Raw genomic sequence first — 17,431 nt, forward strand, 5'->3', positions numbered from 1 at the left:
AAATAGACAAGCTGCACTCAGCTCTCAAGCTCAATTGTTGTTGGATAATGTGGAGGCTCTTGCGGACTATGAACTTCCGGAAGTTGTCGTTAACTGTTCTTATAGATGCAATGACGGTATTGGCCAATGTTGGAAGAGAGTAGGTGATGATTGCCAGCGTTCTGATGATCCACATATTTACTGCCAATGCAATTAATTGAAGGACCTTTATATTCCACAGTCATTGATACCAAGGAGTAGTTAGGTGAAGAAAATGGATTTTTAGAAGAAGAGGAAGGTGATTGCTGCATATTATATTTACTTGCCAGTTTCTTCCTCTTCCACTATCATTATTAGATAAGAAATATGGGTTATAAGCGTTTATTTCTATATGGTGCCTGCATTTTATTATTCGGTTTTCAGTTTTGCTCCTGTAGTGATGATTCATCGAAAGCAGATTGCCCTGTATTGAAAGTCGATTTGAGGGAAAGCACTCCGAGCATAAAAGAGTTGTTCTCGCGCATAGAGGTCGTACCTTTAGAAGACCATAACGACAGCTGCCTGGTGATGCGGCTGAGTAAGGTACTTCCCTATAAAGACAAGATTTATGTGGTGGACAGAAAGATTCCGGCATGTTATGTGTTTGACAAAGACGGTAATTTTTTATATCCGATAGGTAAAATGGGGAATGGTCCCGGTGAATACTACCAGATAGAAGACTGTGCCATAAACGAAGCGAAACAGGAATTTATGCTGTTGGATTGCAATGGTATATGGTTCGTGTATGATTTGTCCGGAAAATTTCTTCGGAAACAGATAGTTCCCGATGGAGCCGCTTGTCAGGCTGTGGTTTTTACGGAAGACGGCTATATTGCCCATTGGGTATATACTTTTAAAGATAGGGAAGCCATAAGGCTTTTTAACGAGGATGGAGAGTATGTGAAAGGGTATTGGCATCAACATATGTCGTTTAATTATATGATAAGCAAGCCTTTTTATCATTATGATGGGAAGGTCTATTTCTCAACGGGTTGTTTCCCGGAGGTTTATGAACTATCCGGCGATACGCTTCAAGTGGCTTATCGGTGGGATTTTGGAGACACTGGTTTTAACCCGGAGTTAATTAAAAAAATAGAAAACGAAAGCGAAACCGGAGATCATGACGGTTGGGCACTGGTAATGGAAGGTTGGGAAGATGGTTCTTTACTTCTTCAACAAAATCAGTATCAGACAAATAAGTTCTATTACCTTAGATGGAAAGGGTATAAAAACGGGAAAATTTTAGAGAGTAATACATGGTATAGAAATGTCTTCTATCATAAAGCAAGCGGAAGATCCTTTGTCTTTAGCAAGTTGAAAGAAGGCCTTACGGTTTCTGCCGAAGCCATGACTGATGACTATATGTTGTCTGTACTTCATCCGGAAGATTTTGGTTTAATGAAAGATTTGCTTTCTCCGGAAGAATATGCCAAAGTAGCCCGGTTGGACGAAGAGTCCAACCCCTGTTTGTTGCGATTATACTTTAAATAGCCATGAAGCAACCCATCTTATTGGGCAGGGGAAAGAAATCCGACAAAATTGCGTATCTTTGCAGCACTTGTTGAAACTTATTATTATCAAAAAACAACACAACCTATGAAGAAAGTGTATTTATTAGTTGTGCCCTTCCTGCTCGCTGCCTGCGGACAGAAAGGACAGCAGGCATCCACCCCTGTGGACGACCCCATTAACATCATGTCATTCAACATCCGCTATGACAACCCCGGAGATAGCCTGAACAACTGGGCCTACCGCAAGGACCGTGCCGCCCGTGCCATCCGTTTCTATGAGGCAGACATCGTAGGCACACAGGAAGTGCTTCACAACCAACTGGAAGACTTGAAGCAACGGCTTCCGGAATACGAAGCCATCGGAGTGGGCAGGGAAGACGGCAAGGAAAAGGGCGAGTACAGTGCCTTATGGTATCGCAAAGACCGCTTTACCGCCCAAGATTCAGGATGGTTCTGGCTGAGCGAGACACCCGAGGTGGCAGGCTCCAAAGGCTGGGACGGCGCTTGCGAACGCATAGCCACCTGGGCTAAGCTGGCAGACAAGCAGACGGGCAAGGAATATTTCGTGCTGAACACGCATTTGGACCATGTGGGGGTAGCTGCCCGTCGGGAGGGAGTGAAGCTGGTGCTGGACAAGGTGCAGGAATTGAGCGGCAAGCTGCCTGTGATTGTGACCGGTGATTTCAATGCCGAACCGGAGTCGGGTGTCATACGGCAAGTGACGGACGAGACTGACCCGGAGCATCTGACCGATGCGCGTACCGTGGCGGAGCTGGTCTATGGACCGGACTGGACTTTTCATGATTTTGGCAAAGTGCCTTATAGCGAACGTTCACGCATAGATTACGTTTTCGTGAAGAACGGGCTTAAGGTACTGAAGTATGGCGTTCTGGCAGAAACCGAGGGAGAGGCTTATCTGTCCGACCATGCCCCCGTGCTGGTAAGTGTGGAATAAAGAAAGGGGCATCTGTTGTCCCGGTATGCAAAGGTACGGACCTTCAGAGATGCACGCCATACGTTGGGCGAAAGCATCAGTCTGAGGTTCCGTACCTTTGTTTGTCATGGCAGTGTTTAGGACTCTTCGATGTGGAATCCGGCTTTCTTCAAGTCATCCCAAAAGCGGGGATATGATTTCGATACTACTTGCGGTTCTGCTATGCATAGTCCGGGGCAGGTTATGCAGGCTGGGGCAAATGCCATGGCCATGCGGTGGTCTTCGTAAGTTTGGATGACGGGCGAGGGTACGGCTTGACAGCGTTCGCCTTCCCATGTCAGGATGCTGTCCTGCTCGCAGCGTAGCACATATCCGAGTTTTCTCAGTTCGTTCATCAGGGCAGTCAGGCGGTCGGTTTCTTTAATTTTCAGGCTTTGCAATCCTGTGAAGCGGAAGGGGATGTCCAGCAGGCAGCAGGTGACGACAAACGTTTGTGCCAGGTCGGGCATGTCCACTAAGTTGGCTTCTAACCTGGTGACGGTTTCTTCTCCGGGTTCAAGCACCACTTGCGCCTCATCATAAGAAGTCCGGATTCCCAGGCTGGCAAAGAGATTGGCTCCCCGGCTGTCTCCTTGGCAACTCCGGCTGAAAAGTCCCGGCAGTTCTATCCGGGCATGGGCAGGTTTCCGGTGGTTGAAGAGGGCGAGCACTTCATACCAATAGGATGCCGCACTCCAGTCGCTTTCCACCGTGAAAGGTGTGTCGTGATAGCTTCCCGGTGGCACGCAGATGCTGTGGTCCGATGTCCAGGCGGCCTGGACACCGAAGTCGCGCATCAGTTGCAGGGTCAGTTCGATATAGGGGCGTGATATGGGCTTTCCGGTCAGATGCACGGTCAGCCCTTGTGGCAGCACAGGACCTATCATCAGCAAGGCAGAAATGTATTGCGAACTGACGTTTCCCGCCAGGGTGACTTCGTTGCCCGTCAGTCTTCTTCCTTCGATGTACAAGGGGGGAAATCCTTCGTTGCAGACATATTCTATGCTGGCTCCGAGGCTGCGCAGGGCTTCTACCAGAATGCCGATGGGGCGCTGTTGCATGCGTGCCGTTCCTGTGATGATGCGGTTGCCGGGCGTTACACTGAAGTAAGCGGTAAGGAAGCGCATGGCTGTGCCCGCAGCCAGTATGTCGATGGTATCTGCTGCCCCGGCTTCGAGAGCTTGCACCATGACGCGGGTATCGTCGCAGTCGCTCAAGTTGTCCGGACGGTGTTTGCCGTGGCTCAGGGCGTGCAGTATGAGGGCACGGTTGCTGATGCTTTTCGAGGCAGGCAGCGTGATGGTGGTAGCGGGTAGGGAATCGGGGGCAAAGAGTCGGTATTGCATATTCTGTTGGGTTATTGGGTTGAATGATTCGGTTGCAAAAATAGGGATTCTTTGCCGTACTGCAGTAACAATGTTTAGAAATAATAAGTAAAAATGTGTGGAATACCTTGCCGGATGTTTGGTACCTTTGCCGCATGATAACTGGTATTAATCAGGATAACAAAGTGTAATATGAAAGATAATTCTAAAGTTTTTTTACTGATTCTGCTGGGCATGCTGACCGCATTCGGCCCGTTTGTCACCGATATGTATCTGCCCAGTCTGCCTTCGATGGGCGAGTATTTCAATGCCACATCCTCACAGGTGCAACTGGGCTTGACCACCAGTATGATAGGGCTGGCTGTGGGGCAGGTGCTGTTCGGTCCGCTGAGTGACCGCTATGGTCGTCGCCGGCCCTTGCTGGCAGCCATGTGGTTGTTTCTGGCTTCCACGTTGCTTTGCCTGTTTTCGCAGACGATTTTCCAGTTTGTCGCTTTCCGTCTTTTGCAAGGAATTGCCGGTGCGGGCGGTATTGTGATTTCCCGTTCGGTGGCAGCCGACAAATACACCGGGCGTGACCTGGCCAAGATGCTGGCAGTGATAGGAGCCATCAACGGAGTGGCGCCGGTGGCAGCCCCCATCGTCGGCGGTGTATTTACCGGTCTGATAGGATGGAAGGGCATCTTCTGTATTTTGCTGGGGTTGGGTGTGGTTCTGTTGGCTGGCAGTTACCGTTTCCGCGAGTCATTGCCTGCCGCAAGGCGTTCGGCTGTCGGGTGGGTCGATATGTTCCGTGGGTTCCGCACGGTATTGGCCGACCGTCAGTATATGTCCTATGTCCTTCAGTTCGCGTTTGCCCAGGGAGTCTTGTTTGCTTATATAGCTTCATCACCGTTTATTATCCAGCAACACTATGGTTATTCTCCGCTGATGTTCAGCATCTGCTTTGCAGTAAATGCCCTTTCCATTGGTGTGGCAGCGGCTTTGTCGGTGCGCTTCCATCGGGCTGCGAGCAGCACGCTGCTGGGTTGCGTCGCTATGGTTGTGTTTACGCTGGCAGAGTGGATGGCTTTACTGGCCGGATGCAGTTTCTGGTTATATGAACTGTTGCTTTTTGCGCTGTTGTTCAGCATGGGGCTTACGTTTACTTCTTCTACCGCTTTGGCCATGGAGTGTCAGCGTGAGAATGCGGGCATTGCCTCGGCTTTATTGGGAGCTATGGGCTTTGCTTTCGGAGGGATGGTTTCTCCTTTGGTCGGGCTGGGCGATATAATGGTTTCTACCGGTCTGGTATTTGTGGTTTGCGCTTTCGGCTCGTTGCTGTGTGCGCTGGTGGCTTTGGGGCGTCGTCGTGCGCGGCTATATTTTTCGCTCAGTACATTCCGTAAGCATTGAAGTGGATGGGAACCTGCTTTTCACAGGCAGCATGGTAAAAGAAGCTTTCTTCCAAGCAATAAGCAGCCCGCCCCCGGGCGATAAGGAGTCCGCTTCCTGTATATAAGCAGGAAACGGCATCTGTATCACCCGGGAGGCGCGCAGTGTGTGGTGTGTCCTTTATTTACCGTTCAGTACGTCCCAAAAACGTTGGGGCAGCCAGATGTTGTCTACTTCTCTGGCTTCCCGGAAGAGGGGAGCTATTTCTTGTGGAGTGAAGCCGGCTATCCCGCAGCCTATCTCTGTGACCAGGAATGTCATTGCCGGATGTTGCCGGGCGAAGGCAATGAAGTCATCCACATAAGGACGGATGTCTTCCGGACCACCGTGCATGGTGGGAATACCGTAGGTTTGTCCTTGCAATCCTGCCCCTTGTCCCCATACGGCGCCCCATTTGCGCCATGCCAGTAAGGCGGCACCTCCTCCGTGTGCACCTTCTAAGTTGCTGCCGAATACGAATATTTCACCGGGCTTCAGTTCGGTAATGTGATTGGAAGTGACTCTTGTGTCCATTGTCTGTATCATTTTAAAGTCGCACAGAAACACATATATGGCATGACGCAGGTTGGCTCCTGGCAGACAGAAGACAACCTGCGTCATCGGTTGAAAAGTATTATCCGTGTGCTCCTTGCATTATACCACAATCAGTTTATTTGCCGTCTATTTCCTTGAGCAGTTCTTCTACGGCTGCTTTCAGTTGGGTATCTTCGCCTTTCACGATGGTTTCAGGCGAGTTGGCCACCTTGAGGTCCGGTTCCAGCTGAGTATTCTCCAGATAACTGCCGTCGGGCAGGCGGTAACCTATGACCGGAATGCCAAAGACGAGAGAGGGGTCTTGCAGCGTTTCCCACGATACACTGGTCATGGTTCCCGGCACGGGCATACCGACAATTTTGCCTAAGCCGCGGTGCTGGTAGACCCATGGTGTGCCGTGTGCGTTGGAATAGTTGGCTTCACACGTCAGCATGATAGAGGCTTTGTTCCAGCGGCGGCTGGGCATGTCGCACGCTTCACGTCCGCGAACCACCTGCGTGAAGTATTTCTGACCGCTGAACAGCACTTCGATGTCTTCGTGCAGACGTCCTCCGCCGTTGAAGCGGGTATCGATGACGATGCCTTCGCATTGGTTGTACTTGCCCAGAATGTCCGAATAAACATTGCGGAAACTGCCGTCGTCCATCGATTGGATGTGTACGTAGCCTAAGCGTCCGTCTGACCATTTCTCTACGTCGGCAGCACGCTGTTTTACCCAACGCTTGTAGAGCAGGCCGCTATAGGTTCCTTGGCTGATGGGGATGACCACTTCGTCCCAGCGTTGTCCCGATTGCGGGTCGTAAAGCGATACCAGTGTCTTGCGTCCCGCCTTGTCGTTGAGCAGGAGACTGCAGTCAGCTTCCGGGGTAATGGGGGTACCGTCTATTTTCTCTACGACAAGGCCAGCCTTAGCTTTCGATGTGGCTTTGTCAAAAGGTCCTTTCTCCAACACTTCGGCTATGCGCAAGCCTTGTCCGTCGTATGTCCAGTCGAAAAGCAGACCCAGCTGCGCTGTACGCTCACCGGGGGTGGAGGCATAATAGCGTCCGCCGGTGTGCGACACGTTCAGTTCGCCCAGCCATTCGCTCAACAGCTCGGCAAAGTCGTAGTTGTTGTCAATGTGGGGCAGGAACCTGCGGTAAGCGGCAGACATGGCATCCCAATCCACACCGTGCATGTTGGTGTTGTAGAACCGCTCCTTCTCTTGCTTATATACGTGCTCAAACATGTAGGCACGCTCGGCGGCAAGGTCCATTTTCACTGTGGCACGGTAGCTGATAGGTTTCAGCGCATCGCTGCCCAGCTCCATTTTCTGCATGCTCCGTCCGCTCAGTAAGAAGAGGTTTTTGCCTTCTTTATCCATGTCCAACGAAGCCCATCCGCTGGTCAGCTTATGCAGCAGCTTGGTTTCTTTCTTGCGTAAGTCCATTTTCCAGAGGGCAAGTCCTGCCTCATAGGCAGCTATGTAGTAGAGGCTTTCTCCATTGGATGTAACCATGGCTCCTCCTAAATCAGACGAATTGGGAGTAAGACGTACGATGCGGTCTTCTAATCCTTCAGTTTCTACCACGATGGGTTTTACCTCCTCTTTATCTCCCTTTTTGTCTGTATCTTTCTTTTTGTCTTTTTTCTTGCTGTCTTTGTCTGCGTTCTCTTTGTCTTTTTCCTGCTCCTTTTCCAACTCTTTGCGCAACTCGTAGTCTTCCTTGCTCAGCTGGTATTTGTCGTAAGCATCTTGGTTGAGGAAAGCCAGGAAGACATCGTTTTGTGACCCCCATGAGGCATGGGCTCGCATTCCGTAGCGTTCGGAGAGAAATAGGATGGCGTTGCCTTCCATCACGAAGCGGGGAGAGCCACTCATGTATCCGCTGTTGGTCAGGTTGATGATGGGTTGTCCGCCTGCAGCACTTGTCAAGCCGATGTCGCTATAGGGGTCGTGTTTGTTGCCGATAAATTCTAAGGTAAACCATTTTCCATCAGGCGACCAGTTATAGCTGAAACCTCCTCCTGTGCTGTACCAGGTAGAGCCGTCTGTAATCTGGCGCACTTGTTTGGTATCAAGGTTCAGCACCATCAACCGGTTGCGGTTTTCGATGAAAGCCAGTTCTTTGCCGTCCGGTGAGAACTGGGGATAAGTACGTTCTATGGTTTCGGAAGGAAGCACCACTTCTTCGCTGATGGTAGTGGCATTGGGGAAGTTCGGGTCTTCCTCGCGGGCTATTTTAGCCAGGTAGAGTTGCCAGTTGCCTCCACGTTCGCTGGCGTAAGCCAACGTGCGGTTGTCGGCACTGAAAGTCAGTCCCCGTTCGGCTTCGGGCGTGTGTGTTATCTGTTTGGTTGTGCCATATTCTACAGAGGTCACGAAGACATCGCCGCGCACAACGAAAGCTATCTGCTTGCCATCAGGCGATACAGCGGCCGAGGTAATACCACTCGTATAGTTCAGTGTGGCTATTTGGGGCGTATCGTCGCGCACGATGTCGATGGCAACTTTCTGCGGCTGTCTGCCTGCCTTCTGGGTATAGATTTCGCCATCGTAAGTGTAGCATAATGTGCCGTTGCTACCCATCGAAAGAAAGCGTACAGGATGTGTTCGGAAGTTAGTGACAGCTTTTACTTCCTTCGGGTTGTCTTTGGGGAAGGCGTAGACGTTGAACGAACCTCCGTTGCGTTCGCTCAGGAAATAGAGCGTTTGCCCGTCGGGCGAAAGCACCGGGTTACGGTCTTCTCCCTCGTGTGCTGTCAGGTTGGTGTGTCGGCCAGTTTCGGTGTCATACACCCATATATCACGTGTGATGGACGAGGTGTGGTGTTTGCGCCACTCATCTTCAAAGCCTTTCTTGTCTTGATAATAAAGATATTTGCCGGAAGCATCGAAGGCAACCGCTTCGGCAGGAGTCCCCAGCACTTGTTCTGTCCGTCCGCCTTCGGTAGGTACCCGATACAGCTCCGTTATGGCCGAAGTGGGAAACAACGCGCTGGAAGCAGGGTCCTGAATGGAAGCCGAGAAGAGAACATAGCGTCCGTCGGGCGTGAAAGCTGAGGGCGTTTCGGCGTTGGAGTTGGTAGTCAGACGTCGGGCCGCTCCACCCTCGGCTGGCATTACATAGATGTCGAAGTTACCGTTGCGGTCGCTGGCAAAGGCAATCTGACTGCCGTCGGGAGACCATACAGGGCTACATTCGTAAGAATCCTGTGTGGTCAGCTGGAGGGCATGTCCGCCTTGTGCGGCAACTCGATAGATGTCTCCTTTGTAGCAGAAGACAATGTCTTTTCCGTCGGGTGAGATGCGTACATCGCGCATCCATAGCGGTGTTCCTGCCTCGGCGGCAAGCGCTGCGAGGGCGAGGGTGCAACACGTAATGAGTTTTTTCATACGCAAAGAAAAAGTTTTCCTCCGGATTTCCTCCTTTACAGAGAATCAATCGGAGGTGGTCGTTTAATAATGGATATAATGATTTTTATCTCGTTCTTTGGGGTAGAGAACTGCACAGGGTGGGGCATTTACTTTATCCCTCTGGCCTTGTAAATCCGTTCTTTGGCGTTGTTGATTTCCTGGAACTTCTCTTCGGCAGCTTTCCGGACATCTTCGCCCAACGTGGCTACACGGTCGGGGTGGTGCTTCAGTGCCAGGCGGCGATAGGCGGCCCGTACTTCCTGGTCGGTGGCATCTGGCGAGATTTCCAGCACTTTGTAGGCGTCTTCCAGCGAATCGCCTTTCAGGCTCAGCATCGATTCGGCTTCCTGGGCAGACAATCCCATATAGACCGCCACCTCTTTCAGTGCTTCCACTTCCTCACTGCTGATATGTCCGTCGCTTTTGGCAATTTCGGCCAAGAAGCTCAGTAGCTGCAGTCGTTCTTCGTAGGAGAGGTTGGCGGCTATCTGTCTGCCGCAATCGCGGATGGTGTTTTTGAAAGCGTAAGGGTTTTGTTGTTCCATGCGTTTGCGTTCCTCAAAGAGGTTGAGCAATATCTGCTGGCCTTCGTTTACTGCCTGTTCGCCAAAATTGCGGCGTAAAAATTGTCGGACGTATTCCATCTCGCTGTGCATGATACGTCCGTCGGCACGGATGATGTATGAGGCCATCACCAGCATGGAGAACAGAAAGCTGTTGCGATGTCCCGTATAACCAGTGTCTTCCGGTTGGGTTTGTCCAAACATACCGCCGTTGTCCGACTTGGTGCTGTTGTCGAACAAGGCTCCTAAGGCAAATCCTGCCAAGGCACCCAAGGGTCCGCCTGTCATAAATCCCAGGATGCCTCCAATCCATTTCCCTGCTCCCATAAATGTTTTCTTATTTAAATGAATAATAAATGATTGATGATAATCCGGTTCATGATATTGGGTGGATAGATGTGGCAGGCGGTTTCACGCGCAACCTCTTTATCGCTAACCATTTATCGTTGACCTTTTATTCCAAATCCTGACAAAGATACATATCTTTTTGCAAAAAGCGATGCTTTGCGGAAAAAAACAGAAGTCCATCTTTCGCTGGCGGTCTTTCTATGAAAAGAAAACTGGTTTGCCACCCTCATCCGGCGGCCTTCGCAGACCGATGCAGTGTAGGTGGCAGACCAGTAAGCACCGGCAGCCAGAAGAGGGAAGGAAGGTGTCTTCTTAAATCTGCTTGATGGTTTGGGCCGGAACTCCACCGACGATGGTATTGGCCGGCACGTCTTTGGTGACCACAGCCCCGGCTGCCACAATGGAGTTGTCGCCAATGGTTACCCCTTGCAGGATGGTGGAGTTGGAACCTATCCATACGTTCTTGCCCAACACGATGGGGGCCGGATAGGTATCAGCCCGTCTTTCGGGGGTGACATCGTGGTTCAGCGTGGCGAATACGACGTTGTGTCCTATCTGGCAACCATCGCCTAATGTCACGCCGCCGTGGTCCTGAAAGTGGCAGCAAGCATTGATGAAGACATCTTTGCCGATGTGGATGTTTTTGCCGAAGTCGGTATAGAAGGGTGGAAATACGCGCAGGGTGTCGGGCACCGGGTAACCGAACAGTTCAGAGAGTAAGTCCCGTACTTCACCGGGAGTATGGTAAGCTGTGTTCAGCTGGAAAGTGATGCGCCGTGCCTCGTTGCTCATATCGTCCATGAACTGATGGATATCCGTCGAAGAGAGTGCCCGGCGGGTTTTTACGTAATTCAGAAATTCTTCGAGTATCATATTGTCTTTTCTGTTTTAATAGATTGTTTTTGCGGGCAAAAATACGGAATACGGCACGGAAGGGATGTAGATGAATTACGGATTCTTCCATCCTTTTCTCGGCATCACTGTGATTTGCGGTGTCCGTATGCCGGGCTTGATTTCTCCACATATCATATATAGTCGGTCCTGATATTCCAGCAAGATACCACCCGCCCGTGCCAGACCGGGCATATCGGGATAGATGCTCCAGTTTCCGGCTTGGAGGTCATATATCAGCAAGTCATCGTTGAAGCGGTACCAGTCGGGAGATTTTCTCATATAATCTGCCGGGGCTTTCCCCTCCATGGCTTGCCGGAAGATAGTCAGGTTGACGCCTCCAGTCAGATACAGCCGGCCTTCCTTGCAGATGCCGCTTCCTCCGGCTAAGCATCGCAGAGTACCGTCTTTTTCGGGGACAATGGCATCCAGGTTGCTCCAGGTGTCGGTGGAAGGGTCGTAGCTCAGCATATCCGTAGAAGGAATACAGGTTTTGCTTGCTGCATCGAAGGAATATCCGCCTATCAGGAAAAGCCGGTTGTCCGATGACAGCACGATAGGCTGTATCCGTTGCAGACCGGGATAATCAGCCAGTCGTTTCCAATCAGTAGGATTATCCAGGTTCAAGGCATACAAGGCTTTCTTTCCGTCGGGCTGATTGCCTCCCGTCACGTATACCGTGTGTCCGATAAGGGCTGCGCCTCCGTTATCTACCGGTGCAGGGAGGGAAGGCAAGTGCGTGAGGTGTCCGTCGGCATCGAGTTGCCAGACACTGGTTTGTGGTCCTTGTGCGTTTTGTCCACCGATGCACACAAGTCCCTTGGAAGTGGTTACGGTAGCTCCGTAGGCAATGGGTTCGGGTAGGGTGGAGAGAAGGCTCCATGTCGCCGAATCGTGTGTAAGCTCTATGGCATAAATCGCATCGTAGAATGCTTTCCGTCCTCCTTCTGCCGCGGGAGTATCGGGGAAATTGCATCCACCTGCCACAATCAGCCGACCGTCTGCCATTCCGGCAAAAGGAGCGGATACACCTTTGCGTATGGGAAAGTCGGGAAGGGTGTATGGGTCTGTTTCTTGAGCAGACAGTCCGATGTGCAGCGAAAGGATGCAGAATTGGATGAAAACAAGCAATCGGTTCATGGGGATAGGGTGATAAAAAAGACAAGCATCTGTCCGGTGTGCCGGGCAAAAGGCCGGTCGAGTCGGACAAATGCTTGTATCTTCCGGTGAAGTGTTATTTCTTTATGAGGTCAGTCAGTTTCACTGCCTGGAAAGTCATGTGGGCCACGCTGCTTTCGTAGAGTATGCCCACTGTTTCGCGGTCAATCATAGTCAGGCAGCTATATCCCCATCCTTCGTCTTCATCCAGCATTACCTGGTATTCCGTAGGCCAAGTCAGTCCGCCGTCCAGACTGGCTTTGATGGTGATGTGGTTTCTGCCTTTTGTAGTATTGGGGTTGGAGAAAAGCAGGATATCCTTGCCCAATACATTGTCTTGGGCGTTCACCTGGATGAGGCTGGCCATGCAGACAGGTTCTTGCAGGGCTTTGCGCGACGATGGATGTTCTTGCCACGTCTGTCCCAGATCGCGGGTGATGGATACGGCGCGGCTTCCTCCGCGGTTGTCACGCATGTTCAGCATCAGCACACCGGGCTCTATTTCGGCCACTTGTGCTTCGGTGGTGTTGGTGCGTGCCAGGTTGTGCGTCTTCCAGGTTTCGCCACGGTCCTTGCTGTACATGATGCCTGCGTTGGGCACACGGGTGGAGTCGATGTACTGGATGGGGAATACCAGTGTACCGTCGTGCATGGTGATGCCGCGTCCGGGTCCTTGCAGCAGCAGGTACCACGACGGGTCTTTGATTTGCTTGGTTATGTTGATGGGTTCGGACCAGGTCTTCCCGTCATCCGTGCTTTTAGCCATGACGAGCTGTCCGGTCACATCGTTGGTCATGCCCGGATGCGAGCTCCACCAGGCGCGTTGGTTGCCCATGCCGTGCGACCACAGGGCCACAATCCAAGCCGTGTTGGTCTTGGTGTCTACCAGAATGGAGGGATCGCCCACGCCGTTTTGGGCAGAAGGCAGGTGGCCGGTGTTTTTAAAGGAAAGGGGCACGCGCATTTTCTCCCACGTGCGTCCTCCGTCCGTGCTGCGGCTCAGGCCTATGTCGATGTGTTCCTGCAAATCGACGGAACTGTTGTAGCGGATGTCGTACACGGCCAGCAATGTACCCTTGTTGGTCGTCACCAGTCCTGGGATGCGGAAGGCGGCCGAACCGTCATCGCCTGCATGGCGCACGCCGATGCCCATGCGGTGTACGATATTCTGGGGTGAGACTACCTCGACCGGTGCTTCTTTGCCATCCAGCTTGACGGAAAGAAGCCGGGTGCTAACCTTGGTCTGCAAGGTAGCTTCGGGTTTCATCTGAAGGCTTATCCAGAAGAAGTTGTAGCCAGGAAAGAGCGGATAGTCACATTTCAGTGTCGTCTTGCCCGAAGGTTGTTCGGCCAGGGCACATGGGATGGAGTAAGAAGGGTTGGCAGCCAAAGTCTGGCCGGGTGTGAAAGCCGAAATGTAGTCTACCGGGGCAAAGCGTTTCTTCGGGCGGTCCTGCAAGGCTTCCGTGCCTCCATAATAGAGCTTGACGGATTGAATGGCCGATGCCTCTTTGGGGTCGATGTTCAGTATCACCTCGTTTAATGTCTGGCTTTCGCGGGCATTCAGGCGGAGGTAGTACAACACATTGTCCTGACGTTCAATCAGAACCGGAACTTGGGTTTCGCGCACGTAGACCGTGTCGGCGGCCTTGGCGTTCCATGCGAATCCTGCCATTAGCAGCAGGAGGAAGAAGCGGATTGTTTTCATGTTGGTAAGTTTTTAATGAATAATGGCTCAAAGATAGGAAATTGTTCTGAAATAAACAGGTAAAGAAGGAAAAGTTTAAAGAAATAAGGCGATTTTTTCCTGACGGTAGCATCGAGAGGCCGGGTGGTAGGCATGCTTCCGTCAGGAATGGGCAGACAGGCGATAGGGGCTTATATATAAGGAGGCTGTTTCTTATGGCTTGGGAGTCTGCTTCTTATGGCTTAAAAGATTGCTTCTTATAGCTTGGAAGTTTGTACTTGAAACTCAGTGGTATGGAACAAAGCGACAAGGCTGCCTGGCATCAGTGCTCTCCCGTTGATTCCGGTTTTCCAATCGGACCGACTTGGGATGCGTATTCTGTTCCTTGTGCAGCCTTGTAGACTTGTCTTTTGTCTGTAGATATTACAGATAAGAACTGACAATTTGTTCCGTGCGGTTCCAAAGCTCTTTCATCTGTGCATGGTGCGTGTATTTTTCGGAGAGGGGCTTGGGATGGCCGCTCACGTTGAAAGTGCCCGTGCGACGTCCTGCGTCTTCGTCCAGCAGGAGGCGGATGGCAGTGTCGGCACCCTGTCGCGGCGTACGGATGAAGGGGCGGAAGAAGAGGTCGGTGAGCGGGTCGAACCAGGCGTGCATGGTGATGATGTCTGTCGAAACGATGCCTGGGTCGGCAGCATTGACCACTATACCTCGGTTGCGCACGCGTTCGGCCAGGTCGATGGTGAAGAGCGTCAGTGCCAGTTTGGTGTTGCTATAAATAGGGATGCGCCAGAATCCGCCCTTGCGGCCTCTCTCAAAAAAGTCAGGGAAGTCCAAGTGACCGATGGCATAGGTACACGATACCATGTTGACTACCCGGCTGCCCGGACCCATCAGCGGGAGCAGTTTGCGGGTGAGTAGGTAAGGACCTACGTAGTTGACGCTGACCGTCCGTTCCAGTCCGTCTTCGGTGATGTGTAGCCCGGTTTCCATAGTGCCGGCGCAGTTCATCAGCAAGGTGAGCGGTTGGTTTTCTTGGATGAGGTCTTCGGCAAAGCCAGCTACGCTCTTCAGGCTTGCTAAATCGAGTTTGCGCACCTCTATCTGCAGGTCGGGGCGGTTGTGCATGAGGGTGCGGCGCACGGCTTCAGCTTTCTGTTTGCGGCACGAGCCCATGATGACCCGGTAGCCTGCCTCGGCCACAGCACGGGTTATTTCGGTGCCCATGCCTCCGTCGGCTCCGGTGATGACGGCGAGTTTCTGTTTATCGGTCTCCATAAGCGGCTTGTCGTTTCTCTATTTGTTCTATTTCTTTTTGCAGGCAGGGAGGCAGCGGCTCCTTGAGGTGCTGGTGGCAGGCCATGTCGATGGTATACATGCGGGCGATGCAGTAATTGCTGTGTCGGCATTGGCAACGTGCGTTTTCTTCGGCTTTCATGCGGTTGACGAAACTGGGCTCGTTGAGCAGGGCACGTGCCATCTGTACGGCTTCGAAACCGTAGTCCAGTACTTCGTCTATCTTTTGCCGCGATACGAGTCCGCCCACATAGATGAGGGGCATCTTGATTTCGCGTCGGAATTTCAGTGCATCTTCCAGAAAGTAGGCTTCCTTGAAAGGCACGGTGGGTATCATCATACGTCCGGCCAGGCGTACTCCGTATTTCAGCCACCAGCAGGTCATGTAGTGAGTCATGGTTCGTATGGGCATTTCGCCGCGCATGACATACATCGGTGCTTTGCTGACGAAGCCTCCGCTGAGCACCAGGGCATGGGCGCCGCTCTGCTCCAGGCGGTGGGCCACTTGCAAGGTTTCGTCCAGCTCCATGCCACCGCGGAAACCATCGCGCATGTTCATCTTGACAATGACGGCCATATCGGTGCCGGCAGCCTGCATCACTTCGTCCATTACCATATCCATGAATCGCATGCGGTTCTCCAGCGAGCCGCCGAAGAGGTCGTGTCGGTGATTGGTGGCGGGGGAGAGGAACTGGCTGATGAGGTAGCCGTGTCCAGCGTGAATCTCAACGGCATCAAAGCCAGCTTCACGGGCCAAGCGGACGGAGCGTCCGTAGGCACGGGCCATGTCGGGTAGCTCGTCGGCGCGGAGACCGCGCACGAAGGTGGGTGAATAGAGGTTGAAACCGGTGGAAGCACCTACGGGTGTACAGCCGCAGATGCTCCGGTGTGACATGTTACCGCAGTGTCCTAACTGAATGCCGGCAGCGGCACCCTCGGCGTGGACAGCGTCGGTCAGTTGGCGGAGACCGGGTATTATTTCGGGGCGCATCCATAGTTGGCGGTCGAACGAGAGGCCGCTGCGGGTGACGGCTGCATAAGCCACCGTGGTCATGCCTACGCCGCCGGCTGCGACAGAGCGGTGGTAATCTAAGAGTTGTTGCGAGGGCTTGTTGCCCGGGCACATGCTTTCGAAAGCGGCCGAGCGGATGGTGCGGTTGCGCAGGGTCAGCGGGCCGAGGGTAATGGGAGTAAACAGTTTGCTCATTGTTTCATTTAAGGTCTTCTCCACTCTATGGGGAGAGGCGAGAAGGCAGGTTTATATTCTTCTTTTTTCTTGTCGCGGTGAGTTGGAAGCGGTTAATAGATGAACGGTATGATTCTCTTTCTTTTTCCTACCGCTTCGGCACCGAACTCTTCGATGTATCTGTTATATATGGCGTGGGCACGTGGCACGAGATTGGCGGCGGTCCACCAGACGAAAACCCATGCAGCAGGCGAGGCAGTCAGCACGGCAAATCCTGTCCACTCCACCAGTTCGCCTAAGTAATTGGCCGAGGTGACGTAGCGGTACATACCACGGGCTGGCAAGTAGTGACGCGTGTCACCAGGACGGCGCAGGTGACGGATGACATGGTCAGAGTGCAAGTTGATGCCCATACCGGCGAAAAACAGTACCAGTCCGGCGAGGGCGCGTGGTGTGAGCAGGTAGCTACATCCGGCATCAAGAGGCACGGTAGGGAAGAAGAACAGTCCGCCAGCCTGCATCAGTCCGTTGAGCACGTTGAATACCACGCCCATCAGCAAAATGGAAACAGGCATGCGGCTCTTCCCTTTCAACAGCAGGGGAAAGATGAACGACCGTTGCAGGTAGTGCAGCTGGAAGAGCAGGAAGAAAGCGTAAGCAGGCATGGCAAAGCCCACGCCACTCTGTGCCCAGAGCACGAACATTGTGATGAACACGGGTGCTTCCATCAGTACCCAGCCCAGTTTATTGGGAACCGAGGGCCCCCACTGTGCGGTGCGGAAGATGCCGTAGCCAGCGCGCACGAAGTAGAGTGCGACGAACACGGCAAGGGCAATGGCCGACATGGTCCAAAGAAAGATTTGAAAGTATTCTTGCTTCATAGTCTTGATTTTGACGGCGCAAATATACGTACAATTATCCGCAATTCAAACAATGACGGGGAGCGTATTTTGTGTTCGCGCTCCACCCGATAGTGTCTTTTCTTTCGCAGGAGTTGGTCTGTTCAATGCCTTTCCACTGTTCTTTCTTTTGGCGGATTAGGGGCTGCCGACTATGCCCGTTCTACCGGTTGTAGACTGCCGGCCCGTCTGTTTTTACTCTATATATACC

At 52.3% G+C, this 17,431-nt stretch carries 13 protein-coding genes and 1 pseudogene; 4 read left to right on the plus strand and 10 right to left on the minus strand.

Going from position 1 to position 17,431, the window contains the following annotated elements; all coding sequences use genetic code 11:
* The 3 genes and pseudogenes from B5F34_RS17760 to B5F34_RS12730 all read left to right on the plus strand — a co-directional run.
* Window positions 1-196, plus strand: a pseudogene (locus B5F34_RS17760) (hypothetical protein); the annotation flags it as partial.
* A gap of 149 nt (window positions 197-345) precedes the next feature.
* Window positions 346-1,509 (plus strand): 6-bladed beta-propeller, encoded by a 1,164-nt coding sequence (locus B5F34_RS12725; protein ID WP_087339648.1) that lies wholly within the window; start codon window positions 346-348, stop codon window positions 1,507-1,509.
* 105 nt (window positions 1,510-1,614) lie between these two features.
* Window positions 1,615-2,484, plus strand: coding sequence for an endonuclease/exonuclease/phosphatase family protein (locus tag B5F34_RS12730; protein WP_087339650.1), 870 nt, complete (start codon window positions 1,615-1,617; stop codon window positions 2,482-2,484).
* Window positions 2,485-2,600: 116 nt separating this feature from the next.
* On the opposite strand, the gene B5F34_RS12735 is transcribed toward B5F34_RS12730, so the two are convergent.
* Window positions 2,601-3,848, minus strand: coding sequence for a 3-phosphoshikimate 1-carboxyvinyltransferase (locus B5F34_RS12735; protein ID WP_087339653.1), 1,248 nt, complete (start codon window positions 3,846-3,848; stop codon window positions 2,601-2,603).
* A gap of 171 nt (window positions 3,849-4,019) precedes the next feature.
* On the opposite strand from B5F34_RS12735, the gene B5F34_RS12740 reads away from it, so the two are divergent.
* A complete protein-coding gene (locus B5F34_RS12740) occupies window positions 4,020-5,222 on the plus strand; it encodes a multidrug effflux MFS transporter (protein WP_087339655.1) in 1,203 nt (400 codons plus the stop codon).
* A 159-nt stretch (window positions 5,223-5,381) separates the two neighbouring features.
* Here B5F34_RS12740 and B5F34_RS12745 read toward each other — a convergent pair whose 3' ends face one another.
* The 9 genes from B5F34_RS12745 to B5F34_RS12785 all read right to left on the minus strand — a co-directional run bounded on the left by B5F34_RS12745 (window position 5,382) and on the right by B5F34_RS12785 (window position 17,202).
* Entirely contained in the window at window positions 5,382-5,774 is a 393-nt protein-coding gene (locus B5F34_RS12745; RefSeq protein ID WP_087339787.1) for a hypothetical protein, read from the minus strand.
* Between the two features lie 136 nt (window positions 5,775-5,910).
* Window positions 5,911-9,171 (minus strand): S41 family peptidase, encoded by a 3,261-nt coding sequence (locus tag B5F34_RS12750; protein WP_087339658.1) that lies wholly within the window; start codon window positions 9,169-9,171, stop codon window positions 5,911-5,913.
* 128 nt (window positions 9,172-9,299) lie between these two features.
* Complete coding sequence (locus B5F34_RS12755) at window positions 9,300-10,082, minus strand: DnaJ domain-containing protein (RefSeq protein ID WP_087339661.1); 783 nt, start codon at window positions 10,080-10,082, stop codon at window positions 9,300-9,302.
* 333 nt (window positions 10,083-10,415) lie between these two features.
* Window positions 10,416-10,976: a sugar O-acetyltransferase gene (locus tag B5F34_RS12760; RefSeq protein WP_087339663.1), complete on the minus strand. Its 561-nt coding sequence runs from the start codon at window positions 10,974-10,976 to the stop codon at window positions 10,416-10,418.
* A 75-nt stretch (window positions 10,977-11,051) separates the two neighbouring features.
* The gene (locus tag B5F34_RS12765) at window positions 11,052-12,134 is read right to left on the minus strand and encodes a cyclically-permuted mutarotase family protein (protein WP_087339665.1); all 1,083 of its coding nucleotides are present in this window, start codon (window positions 12,132-12,134) and stop codon (window positions 11,052-11,054) included.
* Window positions 12,135-12,228: 94 nt separating this feature from the next.
* The gene (locus B5F34_RS12770) at window positions 12,229-13,860 is read right to left on the minus strand and encodes a sialidase family protein (protein ID WP_087339668.1); all 1,632 of its coding nucleotides are present in this window, start codon (window positions 13,858-13,860) and stop codon (window positions 12,229-12,231) included.
* Between the two features lie 402 nt (window positions 13,861-14,262).
* Window positions 14,263-15,117 (minus strand): SDR family oxidoreductase, encoded by an 855-nt coding sequence (locus tag B5F34_RS12775; RefSeq protein ID WP_087339671.1) that lies wholly within the window; start codon window positions 15,115-15,117, stop codon window positions 14,263-14,265.
* Window positions 15,104-16,342 (minus strand): NADH:flavin oxidoreductase, encoded by a 1,239-nt coding sequence (locus B5F34_RS12780; RefSeq protein ID WP_087339675.1) that lies wholly within the window; start codon window positions 16,340-16,342, stop codon window positions 15,104-15,106. The genes B5F34_RS12775 and B5F34_RS12780 overlap by 14 nt, the downstream gene beginning before the upstream one ends.
* Window positions 16,343-16,434: 92 nt before the next feature.
* A complete protein-coding gene (locus tag B5F34_RS12785) occupies window positions 16,435-17,202 on the minus strand; it encodes a DUF1295 domain-containing protein (protein ID WP_087339680.1) in 768 nt (255 codons plus the stop codon).
* Between the last annotated feature and the right edge of the window lie 229 nt (window positions 17,203-17,431).

The sequence above is a fragment of the Mediterranea sp. An20 genome (assembly GCF_002160055.1).
In the GTDB taxonomy this organism is placed as follows: domain Bacteria; phylum Bacteroidota; class Bacteroidia; order Bacteroidales; family Bacteroidaceae; genus Bacteroides; species Bacteroides avicola.